The sequence below is a fragment of the Nocardiopsis sp. CNZ308 genome (assembly GCF_004217075.1).
Genome location: NZ_SHKJ01000001.1, coordinates 3,464,747 through 3,491,459, shown reverse-complemented (window position 1 = coordinate 3,491,459; position 26,713 = coordinate 3,464,747). Strand labels below are relative to the sequence as shown.

General features: G+C 72.6%; 24 protein-coding genes. 11 read left to right on the top strand and 13 right to left on the bottom strand.

Going from position 1 to position 26,713, the window contains the following annotated elements; translation table 11 throughout:
* Window positions 1-186: 186 nt before the first annotated feature.
* Entirely contained in the window at window positions 187-768 is a 582-nt protein-coding gene (gene rsmD / locus EV372_RS15255) for a 16S rRNA (guanine(966)-N(2))-methyltransferase RsmD (protein ID WP_130396517.1), read from the bottom strand.
* Window positions 769-943: 175 nt separating this feature from the next.
* Window positions 944-3,151: an ATP-dependent DNA helicase RecG gene (recG, locus tag EV372_RS15250; protein ID WP_130396516.1), complete on the bottom strand. Its 2,208-nt coding sequence runs from the start codon at window positions 3,149-3,151 to the stop codon at window positions 944-946.
* A gap of 554 nt (window positions 3,152-3,705) precedes the next feature.
* Between recG and rpmB the strand changes: the two genes are divergently transcribed.
* Window positions 3,706-3,891, top strand: a complete 186-nt coding sequence (gene rpmB / locus EV372_RS15245) for a 50S ribosomal protein L28 (RefSeq protein WP_013151263.1) — start codon at window positions 3,706-3,708, stop codon at window positions 3,889-3,891.
* Window positions 3,892-4,050: 159 nt separating this feature from the next.
* Here the strand turns inward: rpmB and EV372_RS15240 are convergent, their stop codons facing one another.
* Together EV372_RS15240 and EV372_RS15235 are read right to left on the bottom strand one after the other, a co-directional pair.
* Window positions 4,051-4,716: a cellulose binding domain-containing protein gene (locus EV372_RS15240; protein ID WP_130396515.1), complete on the bottom strand. Its 666-nt coding sequence runs from the start codon at window positions 4,714-4,716 to the stop codon at window positions 4,051-4,053.
* Window positions 4,717-4,971: 255 nt separating this feature from the next.
* Window positions 4,972-5,964: a thiamine-phosphate kinase gene (locus tag EV372_RS15235; RefSeq protein ID WP_130396514.1), complete on the bottom strand. Its 993-nt coding sequence runs from the start codon at window positions 5,962-5,964 to the stop codon at window positions 4,972-4,974.
* Window positions 5,965-6,094: 130 nt separating this feature from the next.
* Here EV372_RS15235 and EV372_RS15230 point away from each other — a divergent pair, with 130 nt between their 5' ends.
* Both EV372_RS15230 and EV372_RS15225 read left to right on the top strand, forming a co-directional pair.
* Window positions 6,095-6,328 carry an Lrp/AsnC family transcriptional regulator gene (locus EV372_RS15230; RefSeq protein WP_013151260.1) on the top strand — a complete coding sequence of 78 codons (234 nt, stop codon included), beginning with the start codon at window positions 6,095-6,097 and terminating at the stop codon, window positions 6,326-6,328.
* Between the two features lie 30 nt (window positions 6,329-6,358).
* The gene (locus tag EV372_RS15225; protein ID WP_130396513.1) at window positions 6,359-6,826 is read left to right on the top strand and encodes a DUF3515 domain-containing protein; all 468 of its coding nucleotides are present in this window, start codon (window positions 6,359-6,361) and stop codon (window positions 6,824-6,826) included.
* Between the two features lie 219 nt (window positions 6,827-7,045).
* On the opposite strand, the gene EV372_RS15220 is transcribed toward EV372_RS15225, so the two are convergent.
* Window positions 7,046-7,852, bottom strand: a complete 807-nt coding sequence (locus EV372_RS15220; protein WP_130396512.1) for a thioredoxin-like domain-containing protein — start codon at window positions 7,850-7,852, stop codon at window positions 7,046-7,048.
* Between the two features lie 89 nt (window positions 7,853-7,941).
* Here EV372_RS15220 and EV372_RS15215 point away from each other — a divergent pair, with 89 nt between their 5' ends.
* From EV372_RS15215 to EV372_RS15185, 7 genes are all read left to right on the top strand, one after another.
* Complete coding sequence (locus tag EV372_RS15215; protein WP_130396511.1) at window positions 7,942-8,673, top strand: DUF305 domain-containing protein; 732 nt, start codon at window positions 7,942-7,944, stop codon at window positions 8,671-8,673.
* Window positions 8,674-9,094: 421 nt separating this feature from the next.
* A complete protein-coding gene (locus EV372_RS15210; protein WP_094800972.1) occupies window positions 9,095-10,540 on the top strand; it encodes a cytochrome ubiquinol oxidase subunit I in 1,446 nt (481 codons plus the stop codon).
* 12 nt (window positions 10,541-10,552) lie between these two features.
* Window positions 10,553-11,605, top strand: a complete 1,053-nt coding sequence (gene cydB / locus EV372_RS15205) for a cytochrome d ubiquinol oxidase subunit II (RefSeq protein ID WP_130396510.1) — start codon at window positions 10,553-10,555, stop codon at window positions 11,603-11,605.
* Between the two features lie 226 nt (window positions 11,606-11,831).
* A complete protein-coding gene (gene cydD / locus EV372_RS15200; protein WP_130396509.1) occupies window positions 11,832-13,619 on the top strand; it encodes a thiol reductant ABC exporter subunit CydD in 1,788 nt (595 codons plus the stop codon).
* A complete protein-coding gene (gene cydC, locus EV372_RS15195) occupies window positions 13,616-15,382 on the top strand; it encodes a thiol reductant ABC exporter subunit CydC (protein ID WP_130396508.1) in 1,767 nt (588 codons plus the stop codon). The genes cydD and cydC overlap by 4 nt, the downstream gene beginning before the upstream one ends.
* A gap of 347 nt (window positions 15,383-15,729) precedes the next feature.
* A complete protein-coding gene (locus tag EV372_RS15190; protein WP_130396507.1) occupies window positions 15,730-16,509 on the top strand; it encodes an RNA ligase family protein in 780 nt (259 codons plus the stop codon).
* Between the two features lie 59 nt (window positions 16,510-16,568).
* Window positions 16,569-17,420 (top strand): EI24 domain-containing protein, encoded by an 852-nt coding sequence (locus EV372_RS15185; RefSeq protein ID WP_130396506.1) that lies wholly within the window; start codon window positions 16,569-16,571, stop codon window positions 17,418-17,420.
* 257 nt (window positions 17,421-17,677) lie between these two features.
* On the opposite strand, the gene EV372_RS15180 is transcribed toward EV372_RS15185, so the two are convergent.
* The 5 genes from EV372_RS15180 to EV372_RS15160 form a co-directional block, all read right to left on the bottom strand.
* Complete coding sequence (locus EV372_RS15180) at window positions 17,678-18,223, bottom strand: Uma2 family endonuclease (protein WP_486483981.1); 546 nt, start codon at window positions 18,221-18,223, stop codon at window positions 17,678-17,680.
* A 175-nt stretch (window positions 18,224-18,398) separates the two neighbouring features.
* A complete protein-coding gene (locus EV372_RS15175) occupies window positions 18,399-19,523 on the bottom strand; it encodes a D-alanine--D-alanine ligase family protein (RefSeq protein ID WP_130396504.1) in 1,125 nt (374 codons plus the stop codon).
* 59 nt (window positions 19,524-19,582) lie between these two features.
* The gene (locus EV372_RS15170; protein WP_130396503.1) at window positions 19,583-20,812 is read right to left on the bottom strand and encodes an aminotransferase class I/II-fold pyridoxal phosphate-dependent enzyme; all 1,230 of its coding nucleotides are present in this window, start codon (window positions 20,810-20,812) and stop codon (window positions 19,583-19,585) included.
* A gap of 11 nt (window positions 20,813-20,823) precedes the next feature.
* On the bottom strand, window positions 20,824-21,879 hold the full coding sequence (locus EV372_RS15165; protein ID WP_130398936.1) for an NAD(P)H-dependent glycerol-3-phosphate dehydrogenase: 1,056 nt from the start codon (window positions 21,877-21,879) through the stop codon (window positions 20,824-20,826).
* Between the two features lie 8 nt (window positions 21,880-21,887).
* Window positions 21,888-22,733, bottom strand: a complete 846-nt coding sequence (locus EV372_RS15160) for a lysophospholipid acyltransferase family protein (protein WP_130396502.1) — start codon at window positions 22,731-22,733, stop codon at window positions 21,888-21,890.
* Between the two features lie 168 nt (window positions 22,734-22,901).
* Between EV372_RS15160 and cofC the strand changes: the two genes are divergently transcribed.
* Window positions 22,902-23,594: a 2-phospho-L-lactate guanylyltransferase gene (cofC, locus tag EV372_RS15155; protein WP_130396501.1), complete on the top strand. Its 693-nt coding sequence runs from the start codon at window positions 22,902-22,904 to the stop codon at window positions 23,592-23,594.
* 317 nt (window positions 23,595-23,911) lie between these two features.
* On the opposite strand, the gene EV372_RS15150 is transcribed toward cofC, so the two are convergent.
* From EV372_RS15150 to leuC, 3 genes are all read right to left on the bottom strand, one after another.
* Window positions 23,912-24,193 (bottom strand): HU family DNA-binding protein, encoded by a 282-nt coding sequence (locus EV372_RS15150; RefSeq protein ID WP_013151244.1) that lies wholly within the window; start codon window positions 24,191-24,193, stop codon window positions 23,912-23,914.
* A 349-nt stretch (window positions 24,194-24,542) separates the two neighbouring features.
* On the bottom strand, window positions 24,543-25,139 hold the full coding sequence (gene leuD, locus EV372_RS15145; protein ID WP_130396500.1) for a 3-isopropylmalate dehydratase small subunit: 597 nt from the start codon (window positions 25,137-25,139) through the stop codon (window positions 24,543-24,545).
* A 25-nt stretch (window positions 25,140-25,164) separates the two neighbouring features.
* Window positions 25,165-26,571, bottom strand: a complete 1,407-nt coding sequence (gene leuC / locus EV372_RS15140) for a 3-isopropylmalate dehydratase large subunit (RefSeq protein WP_130396499.1) — start codon at window positions 26,569-26,571, stop codon at window positions 25,165-25,167.
* Window positions 26,572-26,713: the final 142 nt, after the last annotated feature.

Below are 26,713 nucleotides of genomic sequence, written 5' to 3'. Positions count from 1 at the left end.
GGCATGGAGAACACCGCGCCGCAGGCGTCAGTTGAGGGTGGTGGTGGGTGACGGGCATGGAGAACACCGCGCCGCAGGCGTCAGTTGAGGGTGGTGGTGGGTGACGGGCATGGAGAACACCGCGCCGCAGGCGTCAGTTGAGGGTGGTGGTGGGTGACGGGCATGGAGAACACCGCGCCGCAGGCGTCAGTTGAGGGTGGTGGTGGGTGACGGGCGGGCGTACCAGAGAACCGCCTCCCCGTACCCCCGGCTGCGGTCGCGCTCCAGGCCCTCGGGCCAGGAGGGTTCGGCACCGCGCTTGGAGCGTTCGACGACGACCACGGCGTCCTCGGCCAGCCAGCCGCGGCCGACCAGGTCGGCCAGCACCCCGGCGACCTCGGCGTCGGTGACGGCGTAGGGCGGGTCGGCGACGACGACGTCGTAGGGGTCGCCGGTGTTGTCCGCGCCGACCACCCGTTCCACGCGGTCGGCGACCAGACGCGCCCCGGGGAGGCCGAGCGTCTGGACGTTGTCCCGCAGCACCTGGGCCGCCCGGCGGTCGGCCTCCACCAGCAGCGCGTGCGCGGCGCCCCGGGACAGGGCCTCCAGGCCGATGGCCCCCGAGCCCGCGTACAGGTCCATCACCCGGGCGCCGTCGAGGGAGCCGAGGTCGGACTGCACGGAGGAGAACAGCGCCTCGCGGGCCCGGTCGCTGGTGGGGCGGGTGTTACGGCCCTCGGGGACGGAGATGCGCCGTCCACCGGCCGTACCGGCGATGATGCGGGTCATGCCCCCACGGTAGCGGCCGGGGTGCGCGGGCGCCCCGGTACGCGGGCAGCACGAGGCTGGCGCCCCGGGGACCCCCCGCTTTCCACGTTAGGCCCCGGAACGCGGGCCGCACCAGGTCCGACCGCGGCCTGTGGACGACGCCGCGGCCCCTGGACGGCCGGGGCGCCCCGGGCGCTCAGGCCTTGTCCAGGTACTCCGCCCGCTCCTCGGGCAGCAGCGTCTCCAGCGCCCGGGCCAGCGGCGGGTGCCCGGTCAGCCCGGGATCGGCCGCCACGTAGGCCGTGGCCTCCTCGCGCGCCTCTCCGATGAGCTCCTCGTCCTTGAGCAGGGTGAGCATCCGCAGGCTGGACCGGGCTCCGGACTGCGAGTCGCCCAGCACGTCGCCCTCGCGGCGCATCTCCAGGTCCACCCGGGAGAGTTCGAAGCCGTCGGTGGTCGCGGCCACCGCGGCCAGCCGTTCACGCGCCGGGGAACCCTCCTCCGCGTCGGTGACCAGCAGGCACAGCCCCGGCAGCTGGCCCCGGCCGACCCGGCCGCGCAGCTGGTGCAGCTGCGAGACGCCGAAGCGGTCCGCGTCCATGATGACCATCACTGTGGCGTTGGGCACGTCCACGCCCACCTCGATGACGGTGGTGGAGACGACGGCGTCGGTGTCCCCGGCCGAGAACCGGCGCATCACCGCGTCCTTGTCGTCGGGCGCCATCCGGCCGTGCAGGACCTCCACGCGCAGCTCGGAGAGCGGCCCCTCCCGCAGCCGCGCCGCCACGTCGAGCACCGCCAGGGGCGGCCGGGCGCCCGCGGCCTCCTCGCCGTCGCCCGCGCCGACCTCCTCCTCCGCCTCCTCCTTGGCGTCGTCGCCGATCCGCGGGCAGACCACGAAGGCCTGGTGCCCGCCGCCCGCCTCCTCCCGGATGCGCTCCCAGGCCCTGGCCAGGAAGTGCGGTTTCTCGCTCGCGGGCACCACGTGTGTGGACACGGGCGCGCGGCCGGTGGGCAGCTGGGTGAGCGCGACCACGTCGAGGTCGCCGTAGACGGTCATCGCGACGGTGCGCGGGATGGGCGTGGCCGTCATGACCAGCACGTGGGGGCGCCCGTCCACGGCCTTCTCCCGCAGGGCGTCGCGCTGCTCCACGCCGAACCGGTGCTGCTCGTCGACCACCACCAGCCCCAGGTCGGCGAAGGACACGTGCTCCTGGAGCAGGGCGTGGGTGCCCACGACGATCCCCGCGGCGCCGGAGGCCGCGTCGAGCAGGGCCTCCCGGCGGGCGGCGGTGTTCATGGAACCGGTGAGCAGCGCCACCCGCGTGGCGTTCTCCGCGCCGTCGATCTGTCCGGCGCGGCCGAGCGCGCCGAGCATGGCGCTGATGGACCGGTGGTGCTGCTGGGCCAGGACCTCGGTGGGCGCGAGCATGACGGCCTGGCCTCCGGAGTCCACGACCCGGAGCATGGCCCGCAGCGCGACCAGGGTCTTGCCCGCGCCGACGTCGCCCTGGAGCAGGCAGTGCATGGGGTGGGCCGCGTCTAGCCGCTCGGCGAGGCGTTCACCCACCTCCCGCTGGCCCTCGGTGAGCGTGAACGGCAGCTGGGCGTCGAAGGCGTCCAGGAGACCGCCGGCCGCGCCGGGCCGGGGCTTGGCCGGCAGGTCCTCCGCGCGGTGGCGCCGCTGGGCGAGCGCGAGCTGGAGGACGAAGGCCTCGTCCCACTTCAACCGGCGGCGGGCGGCGCCGACGTCGGACCACTCCGCGGGCCGGTGGATCCGGCGCAGGGCGTCGGCGACACCGAGGAGTCCGCGCCGTTCGCGCAGTTCGGGGGGCAGCGGGTCGGGCAGGCTGTCCACGTCGGCGAGGACGATGTCGACGGTGCGGGCGATGGTGGTGGAGTCCAGGCCCTTGACCGCCGGGTAGACGGGGATGAGCTCCTCGGCGTAGGCCCGGGCCCGCTCGCCCTCGTGGCCGTCCTCGTCGAGGAGTTCGTACTGGGGGTGGTCGAGCTGGCGGCGGCCCTTGAAGGTGGAGACCCGGCCGGAGAACATCGCCAGGCGCCCGGGGACGAGGGCCCCCTGGTGGTAGGAGCCCCGGTTGAAGAAGGTCAGGTGCAGGCGGCCGGTGCCGTCGGTGACGGTGGCCTCCATCATGTCCATGCGGCGTCGTCCCTGCCGCGCGGGCACGGTGCGCCGCTTGGCGTCCAGGACGCGGGCCTGCACGGTGACCTCCTCGCCCTCGCGCAGTGCCGCGAGGTCGGTCAGGTCGCCGCGCCGGTCGTAGCGGCGCGGGTAGTAGCGCAGCAGGTCGCCGAGGGTGTGCAGGTCGAGCTTCTCGGCGAGGGCCTTGGCCGTCTTGCCCCTGAGGGGCCCCCTGCTCAGCGGTTCGTCCCAGGTGCTCACGTGTGCTTCCCGTCTCGGATCGCCGGTCACCGCCACGGTAGTCCTCCGGTGCGACGCTCGCGCGCCTTCCGCCCCGGTCGGCCCGCGGACACGGGTCCCGTGTCTCCGGCCCGGGACCCCCGGGTCGCGGCGGGATCGCCGGTCCTGGAGGGCGTCCCACGGGAGGGCGGGCTCCCCGGCTCCGGCGGACGCCCCTCGGCTGCAGGGGCACCTCCCGGGAGGGCGGGCCCCGCGGATTCCGGCGGCGGTTCCCCGCTCGCGGTTCCCGCCCCTCCCAACCGGGATATACTCGTGGAAGTTCATCGCGTTCCCGCCATGCCCGCGTGGCGTATTCGATGCTCCCGGCGCTCGCCCGGGTCGTTCTCGACCACGGTGCGGCCCGCCATCACGCGTACGGACACCGGTCGTCGGCCCGCGCTGCGCGCCTGGCCATGTCCTTCGTGTAACCTTCCACGGTTGGCGTCACCGCCGACCAGTCCGCCCGACCTCTCCCGGTCGGATGAACCTTCGCGTGCGGCGACGTGCGCGATCCCGAGCGCTTGAATGGAGTTACCGTGGCTTCTGTCTGCGACGTCTGCGGCAAGGGACCAGGGTTCGGTAACAGTGTTTCCCACTCGCACCGTCGCACCCGCCGCCGCTGGAACCCCAACATCCAGACCGTCCGCACCCGTGTGGGCGGCACGCCCAAGCGCGTGAACGCCTGCACCTCGTGCATCAAGGCCGGCAAGGTGACCCGCTAGGGTTCCCAGCCCTCCGGACCTTCCATGAAGGCCTCTGACCCTCTCGGTCGGAGGCCTTCGCCCTTTGTCGGGGGCCTGTCGGAGGCCGGGGGCCGCACTGGGATCCGGCGGGGGTCTCGGCGGGCCCGGAGGCGACCCGCGCCCCCGCTTCCCCCCGGTTCACAGCTGGCAGACGTGCCCGTTGAGGGAGCAGCGGATCGGGCTCTGCGGCACGCCGACCGCCTCGAAGGTGAGCGCCACCGAGTCGCCCGGCTCCAGGCTGTCCTGGTCGGCGGGCTGGCGGGCCAGGATGCCGTCCTCGATCTCCGCCCAGTCCGCGCCGTTGACGTGCGTGATCTCCGCGGAGTCGAAGGCCAGGGCCAGCTCCCAGCCGTCCAGGTTGGCGTGCGAGGTGTTGGTGACGGTGACGTGGCCGCTGAAACCGACCGCCGTGGACTCCGTGATGCGGTAGACGACCGTGGTCGGCTCCGAACCCGCCTGGGTCTGCGGCCCCTGCGCCCCCTCGCCCTCGGCCGCGGGCTCCTCGGTGCCGGTACCGGGCGAGGCGTCGTGCGTGGGCTGGACCCCGTCCTGGGTTCCGGGGGCCTCGGTCGCGCCCGGGGTGCCGCCGAACTGGAGGTAGATCTGGGTGGTGCTGTACCCGAACAGGAGCAGGCCGAGGATCACGCCGGAGACGACGAGCACGTTGAGCAGCCGCGGGGGTTCGACGCGTTTGGGGACCGTGCTCTCGATGAGGCCGCCGAGCCGCCGCAGCACGCCGACGTCCTCCGGCTCGCTGCGGTGCACACCCCGGCGGTTGCCGTTCCGCCAGCCATGCCGCCCCATAAACCGCCCCTCGACGTTGCCAGCGCCCTCCACCGAGGGCGCCGGTTTCCGGTCCCTCCCCCGTCGCCCTCCGCCGTGTGTGCCCCGTCCGGCGCGGGGGACACCGGCGAAGCCGTGGCTTCCTGCTCCGACCGTCGGTCGCTCCCGGGGACTCCCTGGGGCCGCCGCGTCCCGCAGGGCGGGTGCCGCGCCCGGAAAGGCCGCGTTGGCAAAGCCTAGCGCGAGAGTTAAACAGGACAAATCCCATCGGGCGCCTCAGCGCCGGAAATGATCCCATCCTCCGCGAGGTGGAACCCGCCCGTCGACCGTGACCGGAATTGTGTTTTCCTCGGCGTTTTCACCTGTTGTTCGCACAACGGTTCCCACCCTGGACCAGTGAGCGGGCAGAACGGTGTGCGGCGGGAACACGGCGGCGAGGGCGTGGTCCTCTCCCCCGGCGACCATGAGGTCCCGCGCGGCCCGCTCGGCCGTGTCGGCTCCGGCTCCCAGGACGCGGACCGCCTCGACGAGCGCGGGCTCGGGGCGCAGCGCCTCCCCCTCCAGGTCGATGCGCACCCCACTGGCCCGGCAGACGTGCCCGAGGTCCTGGGCGAGGCCGTCACTGACGTCGAGCATGGCCGTGGCCCCGAGCCGGGCCGCCTCCGCCCCGCGGGCGTAGGGCGGACTGGGCCTGCGGTGCTCGGACAGGCACTCGGCAGGGCCGTCGATCCCCTGCTCCAGCAGGGCGAGCCCGGCGGCCGACAGCCCCAGGTGGCCGGTGTAGGCGACCACGTCGCCGGGACGGGCGCCGTCGCGGCGGACCGGAGCCCGCCCCTGGAGGTCGCCGAGCGCGGTGACCGCGATGGTGAGGGTGTCCGAGCCGACCATGTCCCCGCCCACGACGGCGCCGCCCGCGACCGCGCACTCGTCGCGGACCCCGGCGGTGAACTCCTCCGCCCAGGTCACCGGGAGGTCGGAGGGCGCGGCGAAGCCGATGAGCAGGCCGGTGGGGCGGGCGCCCATGGCGGCGACGTCGGCGAAGTTCTGCGCGACGGCCCGGTGCCCCACGTCACGGGCGGTGGACCACTCGCGCCGGAAGTGGCGGCCCTCGACCAGCAGGTCGGTGGTCGCGACCGTCCGGCCGTCGGGGGACGCGACGACGGCCGCGTCGTCCCCGGGTCCGAGGATTACATCGTCCGTGGTGGGGAATTGGCTCGTCACGCGCGCGATCAGAGCGAACTCACCAAGACCCCCAATGGTGTTCCGCACAGGGATCAGGGTACGGTGACGCTCCGGCGCGGTGATCCGGACCCACGCTTGTCATCCGTCCGTCATCGGCCGCACCCTGGCTCGGCCGTGAACCACTCGCCGCTCCGACCGGCGACACGAAGGAGTACTCATGGTGCAGGCATACATCCTGATCCAGACCGAGGTCGGTCAGGCAGCCGAGGTGGCGGGGCGCATCCGGGGCATCGAGGGGGTCGAGAAGGCCCACGACGTGACCGGGCCCTACGATGTCATCGTCCAGGCCAGCGCCGAAGACATCGACTCCCTGGGCACCCTCGTGGTGGCCCGGATCCAGCGGTTGGACGGCATCGCCCGGACTCTCACCTGTCCCATCGTCAACATCTGACGCATCGCGTCGTCCGGAGCGGGGTCTGCTGTGCTGAGTCGGTTCGCGTGCGCCGGTGTGGTCGCGGCCCTGGCCCTGGTGGCGACGGGCTGCGGCGCGCAGACGGTGCGGATGCAGCCGCCCGAGGCGGACGCGGCGACCGCCGAGGTCTGCGCCGACCTCGTCGCGGCGCTCCCCGACACCCTGCTGGGAGCGGAGCGGGCACAGGTGCGGCCCGACTCGGAGCTCACGGCGGCCTGGGGTGACCCGCCCATCGGACTGCGCTGCGGGGTGGAGCGCCCGGTGACGCTGACCAGCACCTCCTACCTTCAGGAGGTCAACGGTGTTCCGTGGCTGCCGCAGCCGGAGGACGCCCCCACCATGTACACGGCGATCGGCCACGAGGCGTACGTGGAGCTGTCGGTCCCGGCCGCCCACGGTGCCCCCGCCGCCGCGCTGTCCACGGTCAGCGACCTGATCGTCGAACACGTCCCCGCGCTTCCCGAAGGGGAGCTGTGATCCGGCGCGTGCGCTGACGACGGGGCCCGGTGTGCGGGCACGCCGAAGCGGGCGAAGGCGCGGCCTCCCCCTTCACCACGCCGAGCCCGCCCACCAGTGGCCGGCGCGGCCTGTGGACAACCCGCACGACCCGTGGCCGACACGCGCGCGGGGCCGCCAGCGGACGCTGACGGCCCCACGTCGGTCATCACGGGGTCACGGTGACGGCGGAAAGTCCCGTCAGTTCTCCGCCCCGGCCGACTCCTCCGCGGACGGCTCGTCCTCAGCGGCGTCGGAGGGGGCGTCGGACGCCTCGTCCCCGGTGTCCTCCCCAGCGCCCTCCTCGGCTCCGGCGTCGCCGCCCTCGGGGCCCTCCATGGTCTCGGCGTCCACGCCGGCGCCGCTGCCGAGCATGGCGTCGACCTCCTCGGCGTTCTCCGCCACGCCGCCGGAGCAGGCGGCGCCCGGCTCGGGAACGTCGGTGCCGCGCTCGTACAGCCGCACGAAGCGCTGGAGGTTCTCGTCGTCGGCGCTCTCGGCGGTGATCTGGCGTCCCCAGCTGGAGGCGACGATCGGCGCGTCCAGCTCACCCGCGTAGGGGCTGATCACCAGGTAGTCGCCGGAGCTGTACATGTCGGTCAGCGTCTGCACCTGGTCCTCGGGCAGGTCGGGCCGGTAGTTGATCCACACCGCGCCGTGCTCCAGGGAGTGCACCGCGAACTCGTGGGTCACCGGCTCGGTGTAGACGCCGCAGTTCTGCCAGGCGTTCCAGTGGTCGCCGCCCACGGGCGGGGACTGCTCGTAGTTCACGCGCTGTCCGGTGTCCACGTGGACGTAGGAGCCGACCTCGTACTCCTCCACCCCCGAGATGGTGCGGCTGCGGAACTCCATGAAGACGAGGAAACCGATCAAACCCACGACCAGGACCACAGCGGTCGTGATACCGGTGGTGGTAAGGATTTTGCGGCGGCGTTCCTCTTTGAGGCGTTGCGCCTTCAGCTCGGCGGCGCGGCGGCGACGCTCCTCCGCCGTCTTCTTCTTGGCCACGGGGTCTCCTGGGATGGATGGTGACATTAGGGACTTACCTATCCTCTACTTTGGCACCAGAGTTGGGCGATTCGACCAGGATGGTTCCTATGGAACAGAAAAACGGTCCCGCGGCCGGGACCGCCGACCACGTCGGCGATGCCCCGGACGACGACGGGCCCCCGTGGGAGGACGGGGCAGCGGACGAGGAGACCCCGTCACGGGTGTCCTGGCGCTCGGTACCGATGTGGATCACTGTGATCCTCGCCGTACTGGCCCTGGGCGGGGGTTACCTGCTGGGACGCCCGTCCTACCCGCTGGACACCGGCGCCGACGCCGGGTTCCTGCGCGACATGAGCGCGCACCACGCCCAGGCCGTGGACATGTCGATGCTCATCCTGGAGAGGACCGAGGATCCCGAGCTGCGCACGGTGGCCACCGACATCGCCCGCACCCAGCAGGCCCAGATCGGGATCATGCAGGGGTGGCTGATGGCCTGGGACCTCAACGCGCGCGGCGTGCGGGAGCCGATGGCCTGGATGGAGGGCCACGACCACGGCGGCGAGGGCGGCGAGGTCCCCGACACGATGCCGGGCCTGGCCTCCTCGGAGGAGATGGTCTCCCTGGAGGAGGCCACGGGCGAGGAGGCCGAACTCCTCTTCCTGGAGCTGATGATCGCCCACCACAAGGGCGGCATCGAGATGGCCGAGGCGGAGGTGGAGCTGGGCCAGGAGGAGCTGGTCACCAACTTCGCACAGGGGATGGCCGACTCCCAGCTCAAGGAGATCGACCTGATGGAGGGCATGATCGACCAGCGCCGGGACGGCGCCTCCGGCGACTGACCCCGCTTCCCCGGACACGGCGACGGCGGCCCACCCGCGGGCGGGCCGCCGTCGCCGTGTCCGGAACCTTTCGCTCCCGGCTCTCGCGTGCTCCGGGCCGGTCCCGCCCGTGACCGTCCGCGCCCGGCCCCCGTGTGTCCACTACCGTCCCCGCCCGGAACTCCAAGGGCCCCGGAGCGCGTGTGTCCGAACGCACACGACGGCTCGTCTCACGGCCCCACCCCTCCCTCCCGAGCGGCTTCACCGCAGGTGGCGGCGGTGGAGGCCCGTCGCCAGTCCTCCCCGGCGCACCCCGGAGAGCCCGCACACCCACCGGGGAGACGCACGGAACACCGTTTTCCGCGGGACCCGCTGGAACTACGACACGCTGTAGAACTACGATTTGTAGTACTACCGGCGGTCGGTACTTGGAGAGGCGGGTATGGAAGCCCTTGAACTCGCGAGGTGGCAGTTCGGTGTCACCACGATCTACCACTTCCTGTTCGTACCCCTGACCATCGGGCTGTCGTTCATCGTGGCCGTGCTCCAGACCCTCTGGTACCGCACCGGCAGGCACGAGTACCTGCAGGCCACCCAGTTCTTCGGCAAGCTCTTCCTCATCAACTTCGCCATGGGCGTGGTCACCGGCATCGTGCAGGAGTTCCAGTTCGGCATGAACTGGAGCGAGTACTCCCGCTTCGTCGGCGACGTCTTCGGCGCCCCGCTGGCCATGGAGGCCCTGCTCGCCTTCTTCCTGGAGTCCACCTTCATCGGGCTGTGGATCTTCGGCTGGCACCGGCTGCCGCGGGGCGTCCACCTGGCCTGCATCTGGGCGGTCGCCATCGGCACCAACCTCTCGGCGTACTTCATCCTCGCCGCCAACGCCTGGATGCGGCACCCCGTGGGCTACACGGTCAACGAGGAGAACGGGCGCGCCGAACTCACCGACATCTGGGCCGTGCTCAGCAACGACCAGGCCTGGTCCACCTACCTGCACACCGTCTCGGCCGCGTTCGTCACCGCCGGGCTGTTCGTCGTGGCGGTCAGCGCCTACAAGCTCTGGCGCAACAGCCACCACAACGACACCGGCGTCCCCGGGGTGGTCCCGCCCCGGAAGGACTTCGCCCTGTTCCGGGGCACGCTCAAGGTCGGCCTGGTCTTCACCCTGGTCGCCGGTGCCCTGGTGGTCTTCTCCGGCGACCACCAGGCCAAGCTCGCCGCCGAGTACGAGCCGATGAAGCTCGCCGCCGCCGAGGCCCTGTGGGAGACCGAGGAGGGCGCGGCCTTCTCCGCCCTGGCCGTCGGCGACACCGAGGAGCGCTACAACCCCATCGACATCACCATCCCCAACGTGCTCAGCTTCCTCGCCACCGGCCAGTTCGACGGCGAGGTGCACGGGATGAACAACCTGGAGGAGGCCTACGACGAGTACTACGGCCCCGGGGACTACACCCCCAACGTGTTCGTCGTGTACTGGTCCTTCCGCCTGATGATGGGCCTGGGCATGTTCGGGGTGGCGGTGGCCGCGCTCGGCCTCCTGCTCACCTGGGGCAGGGAGCGCACCCCGACCAGCAAGTGGTTCTACTACGCGGCCATGCTCGCGCTGCCCTCGGCGCTGGCCGCCAACATCTTCGGCTGGGTGCTCACCGAGATGGGCCGCCAGCCCTGGACCGTGCACGGTGAGCTGCTCACCGCGGCCAGCGTCTCCCCCGGGGTGAGCCTGGGGGCCGTCGCGGCGAGCCTGGCCGGGTTCACCGCGGTGTACGGGGTGCTCTTCGTCGTCGAGGTCGGCCTGCTCCTGAAGTACGTCAAGGCCGGACCCTCCCACCTCGTCCCCGACCTGGAGGACGACGAGGACGAGTCCAAGATCCCGCACTTCAGCTACTAGGAGCCAAGGACCATGGAACTGGCCGTCATCTGGTTCATCGCCATCTCGGTCCTGTGGATCGGGTACTTCGTCCTGGAGGGGTTCGACTTCGGGGTGGGCACGCTCATGCCCTTCATGGGCAGGCGCGACTCCGTCGACCGCCGGGTCGCCATCAACGCGATCGGGCCGGTCTGGGACGCCAACGAGGTGTGGCTGATCACCGCGGTCGGCGCGACCTTCGCCGCCTTCCCCGCCTGGTACGCCTCGCTGCTCAGCGGGTTCTACGCACCGGTGTTCCTCATCCTCGTCGCGCTGATCCTGCGCGGCGTGGCCTTCGAGTACCGGGGCAAGCGCGACAGCTCCGTGTGGCGCGCCTGGTGGGACCGGGCGATCTTCGCGGGCAGCACCGCGCCCGCCTTCCTGTGGGGCGTGGTCTTCGCCAACGTCGTCCGGGGTGTGGCCATGGGCCCGGACCAGGTGGTCACCTCCTCGGTGGCCGACCTGCTCAACCCCTACGCCCTGCTCGGCGGGCTGACGACGCTGTCCCTGTTCACCCTGCACGGGGCGATCTTCCTGACCCTGAAGACCGACGGGCCGGTGCGGACCCGCGCGCGCCGGGCCGCCCTGTGGTCCGCGTGCGCCGCGGTCCCGCTGGGCTCGGTCTTCCTGGCCTGGACCCAGCTCGCCCACGGCGACGGGACCGCGACCCTGCCGCTCGTCTCCCTCTCCGCCGCCGCCCTGGCGGGCGGGGTCGCCGCGGCCTGGCGGCGCCGCGAGGGGTGGTCGTTCGCCTGCACCGCGGTGACCATCCTCACCGCGTTCGCCGCCCTGTTCACCGCGCTGTTCCCGAACGTGCTGCCCTCCACCACCGACCCCGCGTTCAGCCTGACCGTCGCGAACGCCTCCTCCGCCGAGTACACGCTGACCGTGATGTCGTGGGTGGCGGTGGTGTTCCTGCCGCTCGTGCTCCTCTACCAGGGGTGGAGCTACTGGGTGTTCCGCAGGAGGGTGACCGGCGAGACCGTGACGGGGGCGACCGTCACCCGCACCGACCACGGGGGCAGGAACCCCGAACCCGCAGCCTGACCGCGCCGCGGAGCCTCCCGGCGGACGCACCCGCCCGGGAGGCCTTTGGCCGCCCCGTCCGGAGGAGGAGTCGCGGAGTCGGCCGGTCCGCGGGGCGCACCCGGTGGATACTGGGGCCGTCACGCCCGCTCCGGCCGACCGGGGCGGCACCGTGCCACCGTGAAGGCCCAGCCACTCCGGGTCAGCCGTGCACCCGACCCGAACGACGTCGTGAGGTCCCGCGCCCATGAAGCCCCTTGACCCGCGCCTGGTGCGCACCGCCAGCGCGGTACGCGCGCACCTGGCCGTCTCCGTGGCCAGCGGAGTGCTCATCACCGGCCTGATCCTGCTCCAGGCCTGGCTGCTGGCCCGCGCCGTCACCGGCGCCTGGCGGGGCGAGGGGCTGGACACCCTGGGCTGGGTGGTCGGCGCGGTCGCGGCCGTCGCCGTGGTCCGGGCCCTGCTCTCCTATGTGGCCGAGACCTCCGCGCTGCACAGCGCCGCGCGCACCAAGTCGCAGCTGCGCCGCCGGCTGGTGGCGCACGTGACCGGATCGGGCAGGGTGTGGGCCGCCGAACCCGGCGGCGAGCAGGGCTCACCCAAGGCGGGAGAGCTGGTCACCCTGGCCACCCGGGGCCTGGACGCGCTCGACGACTACTTCGCCCGCTACCTGCCCCAGCTGGTCCTGGCCGCGATCGTGCCGCTCGCCGTGCTGGCGGTGGTGTTCTGGGCCGACTGGATCTCGGGGATCGTCATCCTGGTGACGGTGCCGCTGATCCCGGTGTTCATGGCGCTGATCGGCATGCACACCCAGCAGCGCACCGACCGGCAGTGGAAGCTGCTGAGCCGTCTGGGCGGACACTTCCTGGACGTGGTGGAGGGGCTGCCGACCCTGGCCGTGTTCCGCCGGGCCAGGGCGCAGGCCGAGATCCTGCGCCGGGTGGGCGAGGACCACCGGCGGGCGACGATGGGGACACTGCGGATCGCCTTCCTGTCGGCGTTCGCGCTGGAGCTGCTGTCCACCCTGGCGGTGGCACTGGTCGCGGTGGAGGTGGGCCTGCGCCTGCTGGGCGGCCACATGGACTACCAGACGGCGCTGCTGGTGCTGATCCTGGCGCCGGAGGCCTACCTGCCGCTGCGGGAGGTGGGCGCCCGGTTCCACGCGAGCATGGAGGGCGTGTCCGCCGCCGAGCAGGTGTTCACCGAACTGGAACGCGGACGCGGAACGGCGCGGACCGCGGCCGCCGCCTCCGACGACACCGCCGAGGACCAGGCGACGGGATCCGGCCGCTCCTCCGCCCCCGCCCCGGCGACCGGCCGGCCCGCCCCCGCCGCCGGGGGCGACATCCGCTTCGAGGACGTGGAACTGCTCTACCCCGGACGGGACGTGCCCGCCCTGTCCGGACTGGACCTGGAGGTGGCGGCCGGGGAGCACCTGCTGCTCACCGGCCCCAGCGGGGCGGGCAAGTCCACCCTGTTGTCACTGCTGCTGCGGCTGAACGAACCCACCCGCGGACGCGTCAGCGTGCGCGCGCCGGGCGGGCGGTGGGAGCCCTTGGACGGGATCGACGCCGACGACTGGCGCCTCGGCACCGCCTGGGTCCCCCAGAACCCCTACCTGTTCGACGTGTCCGTGGCCGACAACATCCGGCTGGGCGCGCCCGACGCCTCCATGGAGCGGATCCGCGAGGCGGCCCGGCTGGCCGAGGCCGACGCGTTCGTCCGCGCCCTCCCCGACGGCTACGACACCCGGCTCGGCGAGCGCGGCGCCCGGCTGTCGGCCGGGCAGAGGCAGCGGATCGCGCTGGCGCGGGCGCTGTGCCGGGACGCCCCGCTCGTCCTGCTGGACGAACCCACCGCCCATCTGGACCCGGAGAGCGCCGCGGCGGTGCGCACGGCCGTCGCCCGGCTCCTGGAGGGGCGGACCGCCGTCATCGTCGCCCACGACACCGGGTGGGCGCGCGGCGTCCTCGGGGACACCCTGCGGACCGCGTCGCTACCGCTGCTGACCCAGGAAGGGAACGTGTCGCGATGAGCGCCGACACCGCCGCCCCCGACACGCTCCGGGTGCCCGGGCGCGAACGCCGCCGCGACCCGCTGCTGCGGATGACGGCCCTGGCCCGGCCCCGCGGGGGCCGCTTCGCGCTCGGCGTGCTGCTGGGCGCCGCCGCGACCGGCGCGGCCGTGGCCCTGCTGGGCGTGGCCGCGTGGATGCTGGCCACCGCCGCCGACCACCCGCCCATCACCGCGCTGGGCGTGGCCGTGGTCGCCACCCGCGCGCTGGGCGTGGGCCGCGGAGTGGCCCGCTACCTGGAGCGGCTGGTCACCCACGACGCCGCGTTCCGCACACTGGCCGAGGTCAGGGTGCGGGTGTACGAGCGGCTCGCCAGGACCGAGCCGTTCGGCCGCTTCCGGTCCGGCGACCTGGTGTCCCGACTGGTCAACGACACCGAGGCAACCCTGGACCTGCTGGTGCGCGGCCTGACGCCGCCCCTGGTCTCGGTGGTGACGGGCGGCGTGACGGTGCTGGTCCTGACCGCGCTGTACGTCCCGGGAGGGCTGCTGCTGGCGGCGGGCCTGCTGCTGGCGGGGCTGGCGGTGCCGCTGGCCGCGGCCGCGCTGGGCCGGGAACCGGGCAGGCGCCAGGCCAGAGCGCGCGGGGAGCTGTCGACGACCCTGGTGGACACCCTGCACGGGGCGCCCGACCTGGTCGCCTACGGCGCCATGGACCACCAGGTGGCGCGGGTGTACGCGGCCGACGAGGAGCTGACCCGGCTGGCGCGCAGGGACTCCGCGATCCTGGGGCTGGGCGCCGGGGCGAGCGCGCTGATCACCGGGCTGACCGTGTGGGGCGCGCTGTTCCTGGGCGTGGCCGCCGTGGCGGGCGGGGCGCTGGACGCGGTGTCGCTGGCGGTGCTGGTGCTGGTGACGCTGGCGGCGTTCGAGATCGTGGCGCCGCTGCCCGCCGTGGCGGCAAGGCTGGGTGCGATCCGGGCGAGCGGCGCCAGGCTGTTCGGGGTCCTGGACACCCCGCCCGCGGTCGCCGCGCCCACGCGCACGGGCCTGGACCCGCACGGGGACGCGACGGTGCGGGTACGGGACCTGCGGGTGCGCTACGGACCCGGGGAGCCGTGGGCGCTGGACGGGGTGGACCTGGAGATCCCCGCCGGGTGGACGGTGGCGGTGATCGGCCCCAGCGGCGCGGGCAAGAGCACGCTGGCGTCGGTGCTGCTGCGGTTCCGCGATCCGGACGGCGGCCTGGTAGAGATCGGCGGGGAGGACGTCACGTCCTACCCGGCCGACGAGGTGCGCGGGGTGGTGTCGGGGGTGCCGCAGGACCCGCACGTGTTCGCCTCGACGCTGCGGGAGAACCTGCGGCTGGCGCGGCCCGGCGCGGAGGACGAGGAGCTGTGGGAGGCGCTGCGGCGCGCGCGGCTGGCCGACGAGGTGGCGGCGATGCCCAAGGGGCTGGACACGCGGGTGGGCACGCACGGCCTGGGCCTGAGCGGGGGGATGGTGCAGCGGCTGGCGCTGGCCCGCGCCCTGCTGGCTGCGCCCCGGGTGCTGGTGCTGGACGAGCCGACCGCCCACCTGGACCCGGACACGCGCGACGCGGTGGTGGAGGACCTGCTGGCCGCGGCCGAGGGGTACTCCACCCTGCTGGTCACGCACGACCTGACGGGTCTGGACCGCGTGGACCGGATCTACGTGGTGCGCGAGGGCCGGGTGATCCAGCAGGGCACGCACGAGGAGCTGTCCCGGCAGGAGGGCTGGTACCGCGACGTCAGCGCGGACTGACCGCGGCCGGGGACCGGCACACCTGTCCACAGGCCCGGGCGACGGTGTCCGAGGCGGCGGACGTCGGGGCGGACCTTGGTACGGGGGCGCGTACCGCGCCGTGGGACCGGCAGGAGCCCCCCTCACGAGCATGCCCCGCCCGGCCCTTCACCACCCCTGGTTCGCGCCTGTGGACAGGCCGTACTCCCCCGGAGTCCGCGGCGCACGCGTGCGGTGGAGACGGGCCGAAAACGGGGGGACGTGACGGGCAGTACTGGGATACCGTCCCACCGGGCCGCTCCGACAGACCGCTTGGAACGGGTGGGCCGGATGCGCCCGACGAGCTGGACGAACCCCCTGGAGTGATCATGACCGCCCCCGAGCTGCGCGCGCTCGACCTGTCCGTCCTCAACTCGGCCACCAAGTACCCCAGCATCCCCACCTACCACACCCTCGATCCCAAGAACGGTGGTCTACTGGAGGAGGTCACCGCCTTCACCGGTGACGTCGTATTGACCGAAAAAGTCGACGGAGTCAATGCCCGTATCATCTCCTTCCCCTCCGGGGACTACATCCTGGGCAGCCGCGAGGAGCTGCTGTACGCCAGGGGCGACCTGATCGGCAACCCCGCCCTGGGCATCGTCGACGCCCTGCGCGCCCTGGCCGAGCGGATCACTCCTCCCAGGACCGGAATCGTCGTCCACTACCTGGAGGTGTACGGGGGCAAGGTCACCGCGGCCAGCCGCGAGTACACCGGTGACCGCGCCGTCGGGTACCGGATGTTCGACTCGGCGGCCGTCCCGACCGAGGTGCTCTCCCGCCAGCGCCGGGAGGTCTCCGCCTGGCGCGAGGGCGGGGGCCAGGACTTCCTCCGCGAGGCGACGCTCTCCCGGCTCGCCGAGCGCGAGGGGATCGAGCTCACACCCCGGCTCGCCACCGTGCCCGCCGACAAGCTGCCCCGGGGCGTCGCCGAGACCTCGGAGTTCGTCGCCGAACACCTGCCGGGCACCCGGGTGGCGCTGGACGGGGGCGCGGGCGGCCGGGCGGAGGGGATCGTGCTGCGCACGATGGACCGGTCGGTGATCGCCAAGGCCCGCTTCCAGGACTACCGGCGCACGCTCAAGCGCCGGTCCCAGCGCGGAGGATGACGGCCGGGGCGCCGGGCCCTGGATCTGACAGCGGGAGCGGTCTCCTCTAGGGTTCCCCCGTGGCCAATCCTGTTCGTGAGTTTCTCGGTGGTGTCGGCGCCCTCCTGCGCGGCTTCACCCTGCTGTTGCGTAAACCGCGCCTGTTCCTGCTCGGCGCCCTTCCCGCCCTGATCACGTCACTGGTGTTCCTGGCGTTGTTCGTGCTCCTGGTGGTGAATCTGACCGACCTGGCCGACTGGGCGACGCCCTTCGCCGACGGCTGGGACCCCCTGTGGCAGGGACTGCTGCGCGGCGCCGTGTCCGTGGCGGTCCTGGCCGGATCCCTCCTGCTGATGGTGGTGCTGTTCACGACGGTCACGCTGACCCTGGGCGGGCCGATCTACGACAAGGTCACCGAACTGGTCGAGAAGGAGCTGGGCAACGACCCCGGCGAGCTCGACGAGCCGCTGATGGCGTCGATGTGGCGGGCCGTCCGGCAGTCGCTGGCGATCGTGGCGGTGTCCCTGCTGGTGACGGTGTTCGTGTTCGCGATCGGTTTCATCCCGCTGGTGGGGCAGGTGGCCGGTCCGGTGCTGGCCGCCGTGCTGGGCGGGTGGCTGCTGGCGATCGAGCTGCTGGCGAGCGCGTTCGACCGGCGCGGGCTGACGACCATCCGCGAGCGGCGCCGGTACATGGGCACGCGGCGGGCGCGGGTGCTGGGCTACGCGGTGCCGACGTACTTCCTGTTGGCGATCCCGTTCCTGGCGGTCGTGGTCTTCCCCGCCGCCACCGCGGGCGCGGTGCTCCTCACCCGCGAGCTGGTGCCCGCCGCGCCGTCCCGGCCGGACCCCAAGAGCCCCCTTCCGGGACCGGGCGCTCCCGACGGGCCGCTTCCCGGCGGCCCCTTCCCGGGCGGACACGGTCAGGGCTGACCGGAGCCGGACCCTCCCGGCGCCACCGGCGGCGATCAGCGTTCCGCCAGCCGGAGCCGGGGTCGTCCACAGGCTGGCGGGAAGGGCTGGTGGCTCGGTCGCGGTGGGCGTACCCTCGCGGAGGGGCCTCCGCAGGCCCGTCTTGCCCGGGTGGGCCCGCCCCCGTGTACCAGTGTCCTCGCGAACGCGGAAGGCGGGCAACCGCCAGGCCGCCCGCCTGTGGATACTTCCGCCGCCCGACTCGGGCGTGCCCGTACTCACGTGAGCAGCGCGGAGGCCTCGATCTCGACGTCGAAGGGTTTGGGGAGGTTCACCGATCCCCCCCGTACGGCGCGAGCGACCTCCTGGTACTCGTCGCCCTTGGGGTCGGAGAAGAGCGCGACCTCACTCCTGCGGGGGTCGACGACCAAGTAGAGGGGTACTCCGGCTTTGGCATACCCCCGTGCCTTGGCCTGCCAGTCGTGGAGGGCACTGCTCGGAGAGACGACCTCCACCGCGAGCTCCAACGCCTCTGCCGGCCGAATCCACTCCGGACCGTCCCACCCCTCGCCCTCGGCCAGAGCCGTCGGTATAACCAGGAGGTCGGGAACGTAGCGGTCCCCGGTCCCACTGACTTCCACCGTCGCCGTCTGCAGCATGTCGAGCCCCTCTTCCTCTACGTGAGAGAGAACCCTTTCAAGCTTCCTGACAGCCCTGGCGTGCCGGTAGGTCGGTGTCGGCGACACGATAATGCTCCCGTTGATGATCTCCGTGCGGTAACCATCCGGGAGTTCGAGGCTTTCAGCCAGCGTCGGGAGGTCCATCTTCGTCTCCTCCACCCGCTCTTGAGCAGCACACGTCATCTGTACCCCCTGCGGTATCCGGAACGCTGCTGAGCGTAACGAGAGCACCGTTCCAGCGTACGCGTTTTCGGAGAGAAACCCCAGAGAGTACGCGGTCGGGCGAACGCTCGGAGCGCCCGCCCGGAGAGGGCCCCTGCTACCGCAGGCCGGGGGCGCGGCGCAGCGCCGTGGAGATCATCCGCTCCACCAGGGCCGCGTAGTCCACGCCGGTGGCGGCCCACATCTGCGGGAAGGCCGACGCCGGGGTGAAGCCGGGCATGGTGTTGAGCTCGTTGACGAGGATGTCGCCGTCCTCGGTGTAGAAGAAGTCCACGCGGGCCAGGCCCTCGCACCCCATCGCCTCGAACACCTCGGCGGCCAGCGCGCGCAGGCGCGCCGTGGCCTCCTCGGGGAGCTCGGCCGGGATGGTCAGGCTGCTCGTGGACAGGTACTTGGCCTCGAAGTCGTAGAAGTCGAAGCCGTCGGCGACGTGCACCTCGGCCGGGAGGGACACGTCGGGCGTGCCGCCGTCCTCGGACTCCAGCACGCCGCACTCCACCTCGCGGCCCACGACCCGGGCCTCCACCAGGACCTTGGGGTCGTGCTCGCGGGCGGCCTCGACCGCGGCGACCACCGCGTCGGCGTCGGAGGAGTCCTCCACCTTGCTGATGCCGACGCTGCTGCCCGCGCGGGCGGGCTTGACGAACACGGTGGCGCCCAGCTCGGCCACGTCGTCCAGCACCCTCTTGCGCTCGGTACGCCACTGGCGGTCGGTGATGGCCACGAAGTCGCTGGTGGGGATGCCGTTGCCGCGCAGCATGGCCTTCATGAAGACCTTGTCCATGGAGGCGGAGCTGGAGAACACCCCGGCCCCGGCGTAGCGCACGCCCATCATCTCGAACAGCCCCTGGATGGTGCCGTCCTCGCCGAAGGGGCCGTGCAGCAGCGGCAGCACCACGTCCACCCCGGCCAGGCGCTCGGGGCCCTTGACCGGGTCCACGACCATCAGCTGGCCCGCCGAGTCGAAGGGCAGCGCGAGGTCGACGCCGTCCTCGGACACCGACGGCAACGCTCTGGTACCCGCGTCGATGCGCAGGCTCTCGGGGTCGCCCGAGGTCAGCACCCAGTTGCCCGTACGGGTGATACCGACCGGCACGATCTCATAGCGGTCGTGGTCGACGACGGACAGCACGCTGCCCGCGGTGACGCAGGAGATCTCGTGTTCGGAGCTACGCCCGCCGAAGACGACGGCCACCCGAATCTTGCGCTGTTCGGACGACATGCTGCCTGACCCTATCTCGCCGTTGGTTGGAACCGGAGCGGGTGGAACCCCGCGGTGTGTCAGCTGTCCCCGCCGAGGGCCGTCAGGGCGTCCTCGACGAGGTCACGGGGGTCCTCCAGGCCGACGGAGAACCGCACCGCCCCCGGGGAGATGCCCGCGGCGGCCAGTTCCCGCTCGCTCATGCTGCGGTGCGACGTGGAGGCGACGTGTCCGGCGAGCGTGTGCGTACCGCCCAGCGAGGCGGCGATGGTGGCCACGCGCAGCCGGTCGGCGAAGGCCATCCCGGCCTCGCGTCCGCCTCGCGGGTGCACGGTCACGACCGCGCCGTAGCGGCCGCGGTCGAACAGCTTGTCGGCGAGCGCCGACTGGGGGTGGGAGGCCAGCGAGGGGTGGTCCACCCGCTCCACCAGGGGGTGTCCCTCCAGTGCCGCGGCGAGGGCCGCCGCGCTCTCGCACTGGCGCTGCACCCGCAGCGGCAGCGTCTCCAGCCCCCGGTGCAGCAGGTAGGCCTCGTCGGGTGCCAGGCAGGGGCCCAGGTCCACGCGCGCGGAGCGGATGCGCCCGATCAGGTCGGGCGAGGCCACGGCCACGCCGCCGGTGGTGTCGCTGTGGCCTCCGATGTACTTGGTGGCCGAGTGCACGACCACGTCGGCGCCGTGCTCCAGCGGTCGGCACACGGCCGGGGAGGCGAAGGTGGAGTCCACCACCAGGGCGGCACCGGCCTCGTGGGAGATCCGTGCCAGCTCGGGCAGGTCGGAGACGGTCATGGTGGGGTTGGACAGCGTCTCGGTGAACACCATCCGGGTGTCGGGCCCCACGGCGGCGCGCACGGCGTCGAGGTCGGTGATGTCCACGAAGTCGGTGCGCACGCCGAACCGGCGCAGCAGCCGGTCCAGCAGCGAGTGGGTGTTGCCGTAGATGGACTGCGAGGCCACCACGTGCGATCCGGCCTCGGTCAGCGCCATGAACACCGTGCTGAGCGCGCCCATGCCCGAGGAGAAGGCCTGTCCGCGCACCGGGCCCGGTACGCCGACGCCCTCCAGGGCCGCGACGGCGTCGGCGAACGCGTCCACGGTGGGGCTGTCGATGCGCGCGTAGGAATAGCCCGGCCGGGTGCCCGCCAGCACGTCCGCGTACTCCTGGGAGGTGTCGAACGCGTAGGTGGTGGCCCGGTGGACGGGCATGCGCATCGGGCGCTCGGCGGGAACCGGCGCCTGCGGGAGGGAGACCGCCCGTGTGTACTCGCCCTCGGCCCCGGCTCCCGCCGCGGACCCTGGTGTGTGTGACATCGTGCTCGCTCTCAGACCCCGTAGCGCTCGGGCTTGGCGCTGCGCGCCATGAAGGCGGCCAGCGCCTCGGCCGGGCTCAGGTCGTGGTGCATCATCTTGACGACGGCCTCGGTGATCGGCATGTCGACCCCGTGGGCCCATCCGAGTTCCAGGACGGACTCGGAGGACTTGACCCCCTCGGCCGTCTGCCTGGTCTCCGCGACGACCTGTTCAAGGGTTTTGCCAGCGCCCAGTTTCTCACCGAAAGTCCGGTTCCGCGACAGCGGCGACGAGCATGTCGCGACCAGGTCACCCATCCCGGCCAGGCCGGACAGGGTGTGCTCGTCCGCGCCCAGGGCCACCGCCAGGCGCGTGGTCTCGGCCAGGCCGCGGGTGATGAGGGACGCCTTGGTGTTGTCCCCGAAGCCCATGCCCTCGGCCACGCCGACGGCCAGGCCGATCACGTTCTTCATCGCGCCGCCGATCTCCACCCCGACCAGGTCGGTGCTGGTGTAGGGGCGGAAGTAGGCCGACTTGAACAGGCTCTGGAGCCGCACGGCCGTCGGCTCGTGCGGGCAGGCGACCACGGCGGTGGCGGGCTGGCGCTCGGCGATCTCCCGGGCCAGGTTGGGGCCCGACACGACCGCGATGCGCTCCTCGGAGTACTCCAGGACCTCGGCGATGATCTGGCTCACCCGCATGCGGGTGCCCAGTTCCACACCCTTCATGAGGCTGACGACCACCGCGTCCTCGCGCAGGTGGGGGCGCCAGTCCACGAGGTTGGCCCGCAGCGTCTGCGACGGCACGGCCAGCACCACCACGTCGGCCTCCGCCAGCGCCTTGGGGGCGTCGGCGGTGGCGCGCAGGCGCGGGTTGAGGGCGATCCCGGGGAAGTAGTCGGGGTTCTGCGAGGTCTCGTTGATCGCGTCGACCACCGAGGACCGCCGCCCCCACAGGACCACCTCGGCGGCGGGGCCGTCCGGACGGCGTTCCCTGGCCAGGTCGGCCGCGTCCGCGATGATGTTCGCGAACACGGTGCCCCACGATCCCGCGCCGAGAACGGCGATCCTCACGTCGTCGCTACCCATCGGCTCCGTCATGCCCCCACGCTGTTCCCGCCGTTGTCGCTCTTCGCCCCGGCCTGGTCGTCGGCCGGCGCCGTGCTGTCCGCCGCGGCGGCCGTGCCGCCCTCCACGGGGGGCCGCTCCCCGCTCCCCGCGGCCGCGGCCCGCGCCTTCCTGGGGTCGTAGGGGACCGCGGGCGGCTCCTCGCCGCGGATCCGCGCCTGGAGGGCGGTGATGTCGGCCATGATCGCCTCGGTGGCCTCCCGCAGGACCGTTCCGGTCAGCGGCTGCTCCCGGAACCGGGACAGGTCCACGGGCGGTCCGGCCAGGAACTCCACGCGCTTGCGCGGGAACAGCCTGACCTTCTTGGTGCCGTAGGGCATGATGTGCTGCTCGCCCCAGTGCGCCACCGGGACCACGGGCACGCCCGTGGTGAGGGCCAGGCGCGCCACGCCGGTCTTGGCGGTCATCGGCCACAGGTCCGGGTCCCGGGTGCAGGTGCCCTCGGGGTAGAAGATCACCGAGGCCCCGTCCCGGGTGAGCGCCAGCTCGGCCTCGTGGAGCGCCTTGACGGCGTCGGTGCTGCCGCGCTTGACGGGGATCTGGCCGGTGCTCCTGGCCACCGCGCTCACCACGGGGATGCGCATGACCCCCTCCTTCATGGTGAAGGTCGGCCAGCGCCGGGCGCCGATGTAGAGGAAGTGGGCGACCGTCAGCGGGTCCGCCAGGGACAGGTGGTTGAGGGCGATGATCGCGCCGCCCTTGGCGGGGACGTGCTCGGTGCCCTTCCAGTCCGGTTTGGTCACGAACCACAGGACAAACCGGACGATCCGGGAGACGACCGCTTTCACCCACCGGGATTCTCGTTGCTTGGCCACGGGACTCCTCACTCCATCGCTCCGGGCCCGTCGAGGCCGCACAGCACAACCGATTCAGTGTAGGACGTGTTCGGCGGACGCGGCCCGTCGCGGGCGTCGCAGCCGACGGCTCCCCACCGAACGCCTACCCTCGTCACTGTCGTGCCGTACCGACGTTCCGGGGGGACCGTGACCGGCTGTGGAGAGCAGGGCGGGGCGCCGCGCCCCGGGGCGCGCTGGTCCCTGGTCGTCCCGGTGAAGCGCCTCGGACGCGCCAAGACGCGTCTGGCCCCGGTCGCGGGGGGCCGCCGCGAGGACCTGGCGCTGGCCATCGCCTGCGACACGGTGGCCGCGGCGCGGGCCTGCCCCGGGGTGGCGGCGGTGTTCGCCGTGACCGAGGACGCGCGCGCGGGCGCCGAACTGGCCCGGTTGGGCGCGGTGGTGGTGGGCGGCGAGCCCGGCACGGGGCTGAACCCGGCGCTGGAGCACGGGGCGGCCGTCGCGCGGCGGCGCCTGCCCGGGCTCGGGGTGTGCGCCCTGTCCGCCGACCTGCCCGCGCTGCGCCCCGAGGAACTGGAGCGGGTCCTGGCCGCGGCGGCCGGGCACGGCCGCTCCTTCCTGCCGGACGCCCCCGGTGTGGGCACGACGCTGTTCGCCGCCGCGCCCGGGCACCCGTTCACCCCGGCCTTCGAGGGGCCCTCGCGGGCCCGCCACCTGTCCGGGGGCGTCAGGGAGCTGGTGGTGCCGGACGTGGCGTCGGTGCGGCGCGACGTGGACACGTTCGAGGACCTGCGCGCCGCGGTGGCGCTGGGCGTGGGCCCCAGGACGCGCGGGCTGTGGGAGCTCGTGGACGGCGGCCTGTGTCCGCAGAACGCGCCCTGAGCCCTCCCGGAGGCCCCGAACACCCTGCCCCGCCGCTCGGGCGCCGCAGAGGCCTTGTGCGCCCCTCATGCGCCCCATGAACCTCATAAGGCTCTGGCGCACCCTCCCGAGGCTCCTCGTGCACCCCAGGAGCCTCACGAGGCCCTGACGCGCCCTCTTGGGCTCCTCCTACACCACACGAGCCCGTACAAGGCCCCGGCGCACCCCTCCTGGGCTCCCCGTGCGTCCCCTGGACCTCACGGGGCCCACAAACGCGTTCCGCCCGGGCCCCTCGAAGGGGACCCGGGCGGACGGACCCGTCGCCGTGCGGTGGCGGGTTACTTCTTGTCGCCGTTGACCAGAGCCTTGAAGTCAGCGCCAGCGCGGAACTTCGGAACGAAGCTCGCGGGGACGTTGATGGTGGCGCCGGTGGCGGGGTTGCGGGCCGTGCGGGCCGCGCGCTCGGACTTCTCGAAAACACCGAAGCCGGTGATGGCGACCTTGTCGCCCGACGCCACGGTGGCCTGAATGGTGTCAAGCACAGCGTTGACCGCTTCGGTCGCGGTCTTCTTGTCTCCGAGCCGATCGGAGATCGCGTCGATCAGGTCACGCTTGTTCATAAGGTTCCTCCGGTTCCCCCTTGCTCGCACGAAATTAGGGGAAGCAGAGGCCCTTACACAAATACAAACGCCTACGGGCAGGGCGTGTCGGGCCCATCCCCACCTGCGCGGCAGCTTCCGCGGGACTCCGGTCCAGACCGGAGGCACCCCCGGCTTCAGTCCCTTTTGACCCCTTCTGCGAGCCTCAAATGCCTACGTATAACCGGATTCCGGGCACGAGACACGCTGAGCTTAAGGACGGAAGACCCGTAAGCAGGCGCTCACAGCATGTAAAGGTAAAATATTTCTGGACCGGGGGTGGCCTGCGTCACACAGCCCACGAATCCCCGGCCCAGAAGCCGATCAGTGTCTAGAGGGTCACCGGCAGCCAGGGCTTGCGGGTGCCCTCGAACTCCCCGATCTCGTCCGTGTGGCGCAGGGTCAGCGCGATGTCGTCCAGGCCCTCCAGGAGCCGCCAGCGGGTGTAGTCGTCCAGCTCGAAGGGCTCCCGCACGTCCGCCGCCGGAACCCGCACCTCGCGCTCGACCAGGTCCACGGTCACCTCGGTGGCGGGATCGGCCTCGACGGCCGCCCAGACGCGGTCGATGACCTCCTGGGCCAGCAGGACCGTCAGCAGGCCGCCCTTGAGCGAGTTGCCGCGGAAGATGTCGGCGAAGCGGGAGGACAGCACGGTCCTGAAGCCGTAGTCCTGGAGCGCCCACACGGCGTGCTCGCGCGAGGAGCCCGTACCGAAGTCCGGCCCGGCCACCAGCACGGACGCGCCCTGGTACTCGGGGCGGTTGAGGACGAAGTCGGGGTCGGACTTGCGCCACTCGGCGAACAGGCCGTCCTCGAAGCCGGTCCGGCTGACCCGCTTGAGGTAGACGGCCGGGATGATCTGGTCGGTGTCGACGTTGCTCGCGCGCAGCGGCACGGCCCGACCGGTGTGGACGTCGAACTTCTCCATGAGAGGTCTCTCCTAACGGGGCGCGCTAGAGGGCGGCCAGGTCGGCGGGCGAGGACAGGGTGCCGCGCACCGCGGTGGCGGCGGCGACCTGCGGCGACACCAGGTGGGTGCGTCCGCCGCGGCCCTGGCGGCCCTCGAAGTTGCGGTTGGAGGTGGAGGCGCTGCGCTCGCCGGGCTTGAGCTGGTCGGGGTTCATGCCCAGGCACATCGAGCAGCCGGCCTCGCGCCACTCGGCGCCGGCCTCCTCGAAGATCCGGCCCAGGCCCTCCTCGTTGGCCTGCTCCTTGACCCGCATGGAGCCGGGGACGACGAGCATGCGCACGCCCTCGGCCACCCTGCGGCCGCGGATGATCTCGGCGGCGGCGCGCAGGTCCTCGATGCGGCCGTTGGTGCACGAGCCCAGGAAGACGGTGTCCACGCTCACCTCGCGCATCGGCGTTCCGGCCGCGAGGTCCATGTAGGCCAGGGCCTTCTCGGCGGCGGCGCGGGCGGAGGGGTCCTCGAACGAGGCGGGGTCGGGCACGGAGGCGTCCAGCGGCACGCCCTGGCCGGGGTTGGTGCCCCAGGTGACGAACGGGCTGAGCTCGTCGGCGTCGAGCACGACCTCGGCGTCGAAGACCGCGCCCTCGTCGGTGCGCAGGCTCCTCCAGTGCTCGACCGCGGCGTCGAAGTCCTCGCCCTGCGGCGCGTGCGCCCGACCGCGGATGTAGTCGAACGTGGTCTGGTCCGGGGCGATCATCCCGGCGCGGGCGCCCGCCTCGATGGACATGTTGCACACGGTCATGCGGGCTTCCATGGACAGGGCCTCGATGGCCTCGCCCCGGTACTCGATGACGTAGCCCTGGCCGCCGCCGGTGCCGATCTTGGCGATGACCGCGAGGATGACGTCCTTGGCGGACACCCCCGGCCGCAGCGTGCCGTTCACGGTGACGGCCATCGTCTTGAAGGGGGCCATCGGCAGGGTCTGGGTGGCCAGGACGTGCTCGACCTGGCTGGTGCCGATACCGAAGGCCAGGGCGCCGAACGCGCCGTGGGTGCTGGTGTGGCTGTCGCCGCAGACGATGGTCATGCCCGGCTGGGTCAGGCCCAGCTGGGGGCCGACCACGTGCACCACGCCCTGCTCGATGTCGCCCATCGGGTGCAGCCGCACGCCGAAGTCGGAGCAGTTCTTGCGCAGCGTCTCGACCTGCTTGCGGGAGACCGGGTCGGCGATGGGGGCCAGCAGGTCCTGGGTGGGGACGTTGTGGTCCTCGGTGGCGATGGTCAGGTCCGGGCGGCGCACGGACCGGCCCGCCAGGCGCAGGCCCTCGAAGGCCTGCGGGCTGGTCACCTCGTGGACGAGGTGGAGGTCGATGTAGAGCAGGTCCGGCTCGCCGTCGGCACGCCGGACGACGTGCTCCTCCCAGACCTTCTCGGCCATCGTGCGTGCCATGGGCGATCGCCTCTCTCGTAATCGTCTCGGGCGCGTCTCGTGTGGAGCCCTGCGCGGACTGCGGCCTGACTTGCATTCCATATTTCGAGACGGCAATATCAAGCCATGGACAACTCTAGCTCATCCAGCGGCGTCGGTGTCC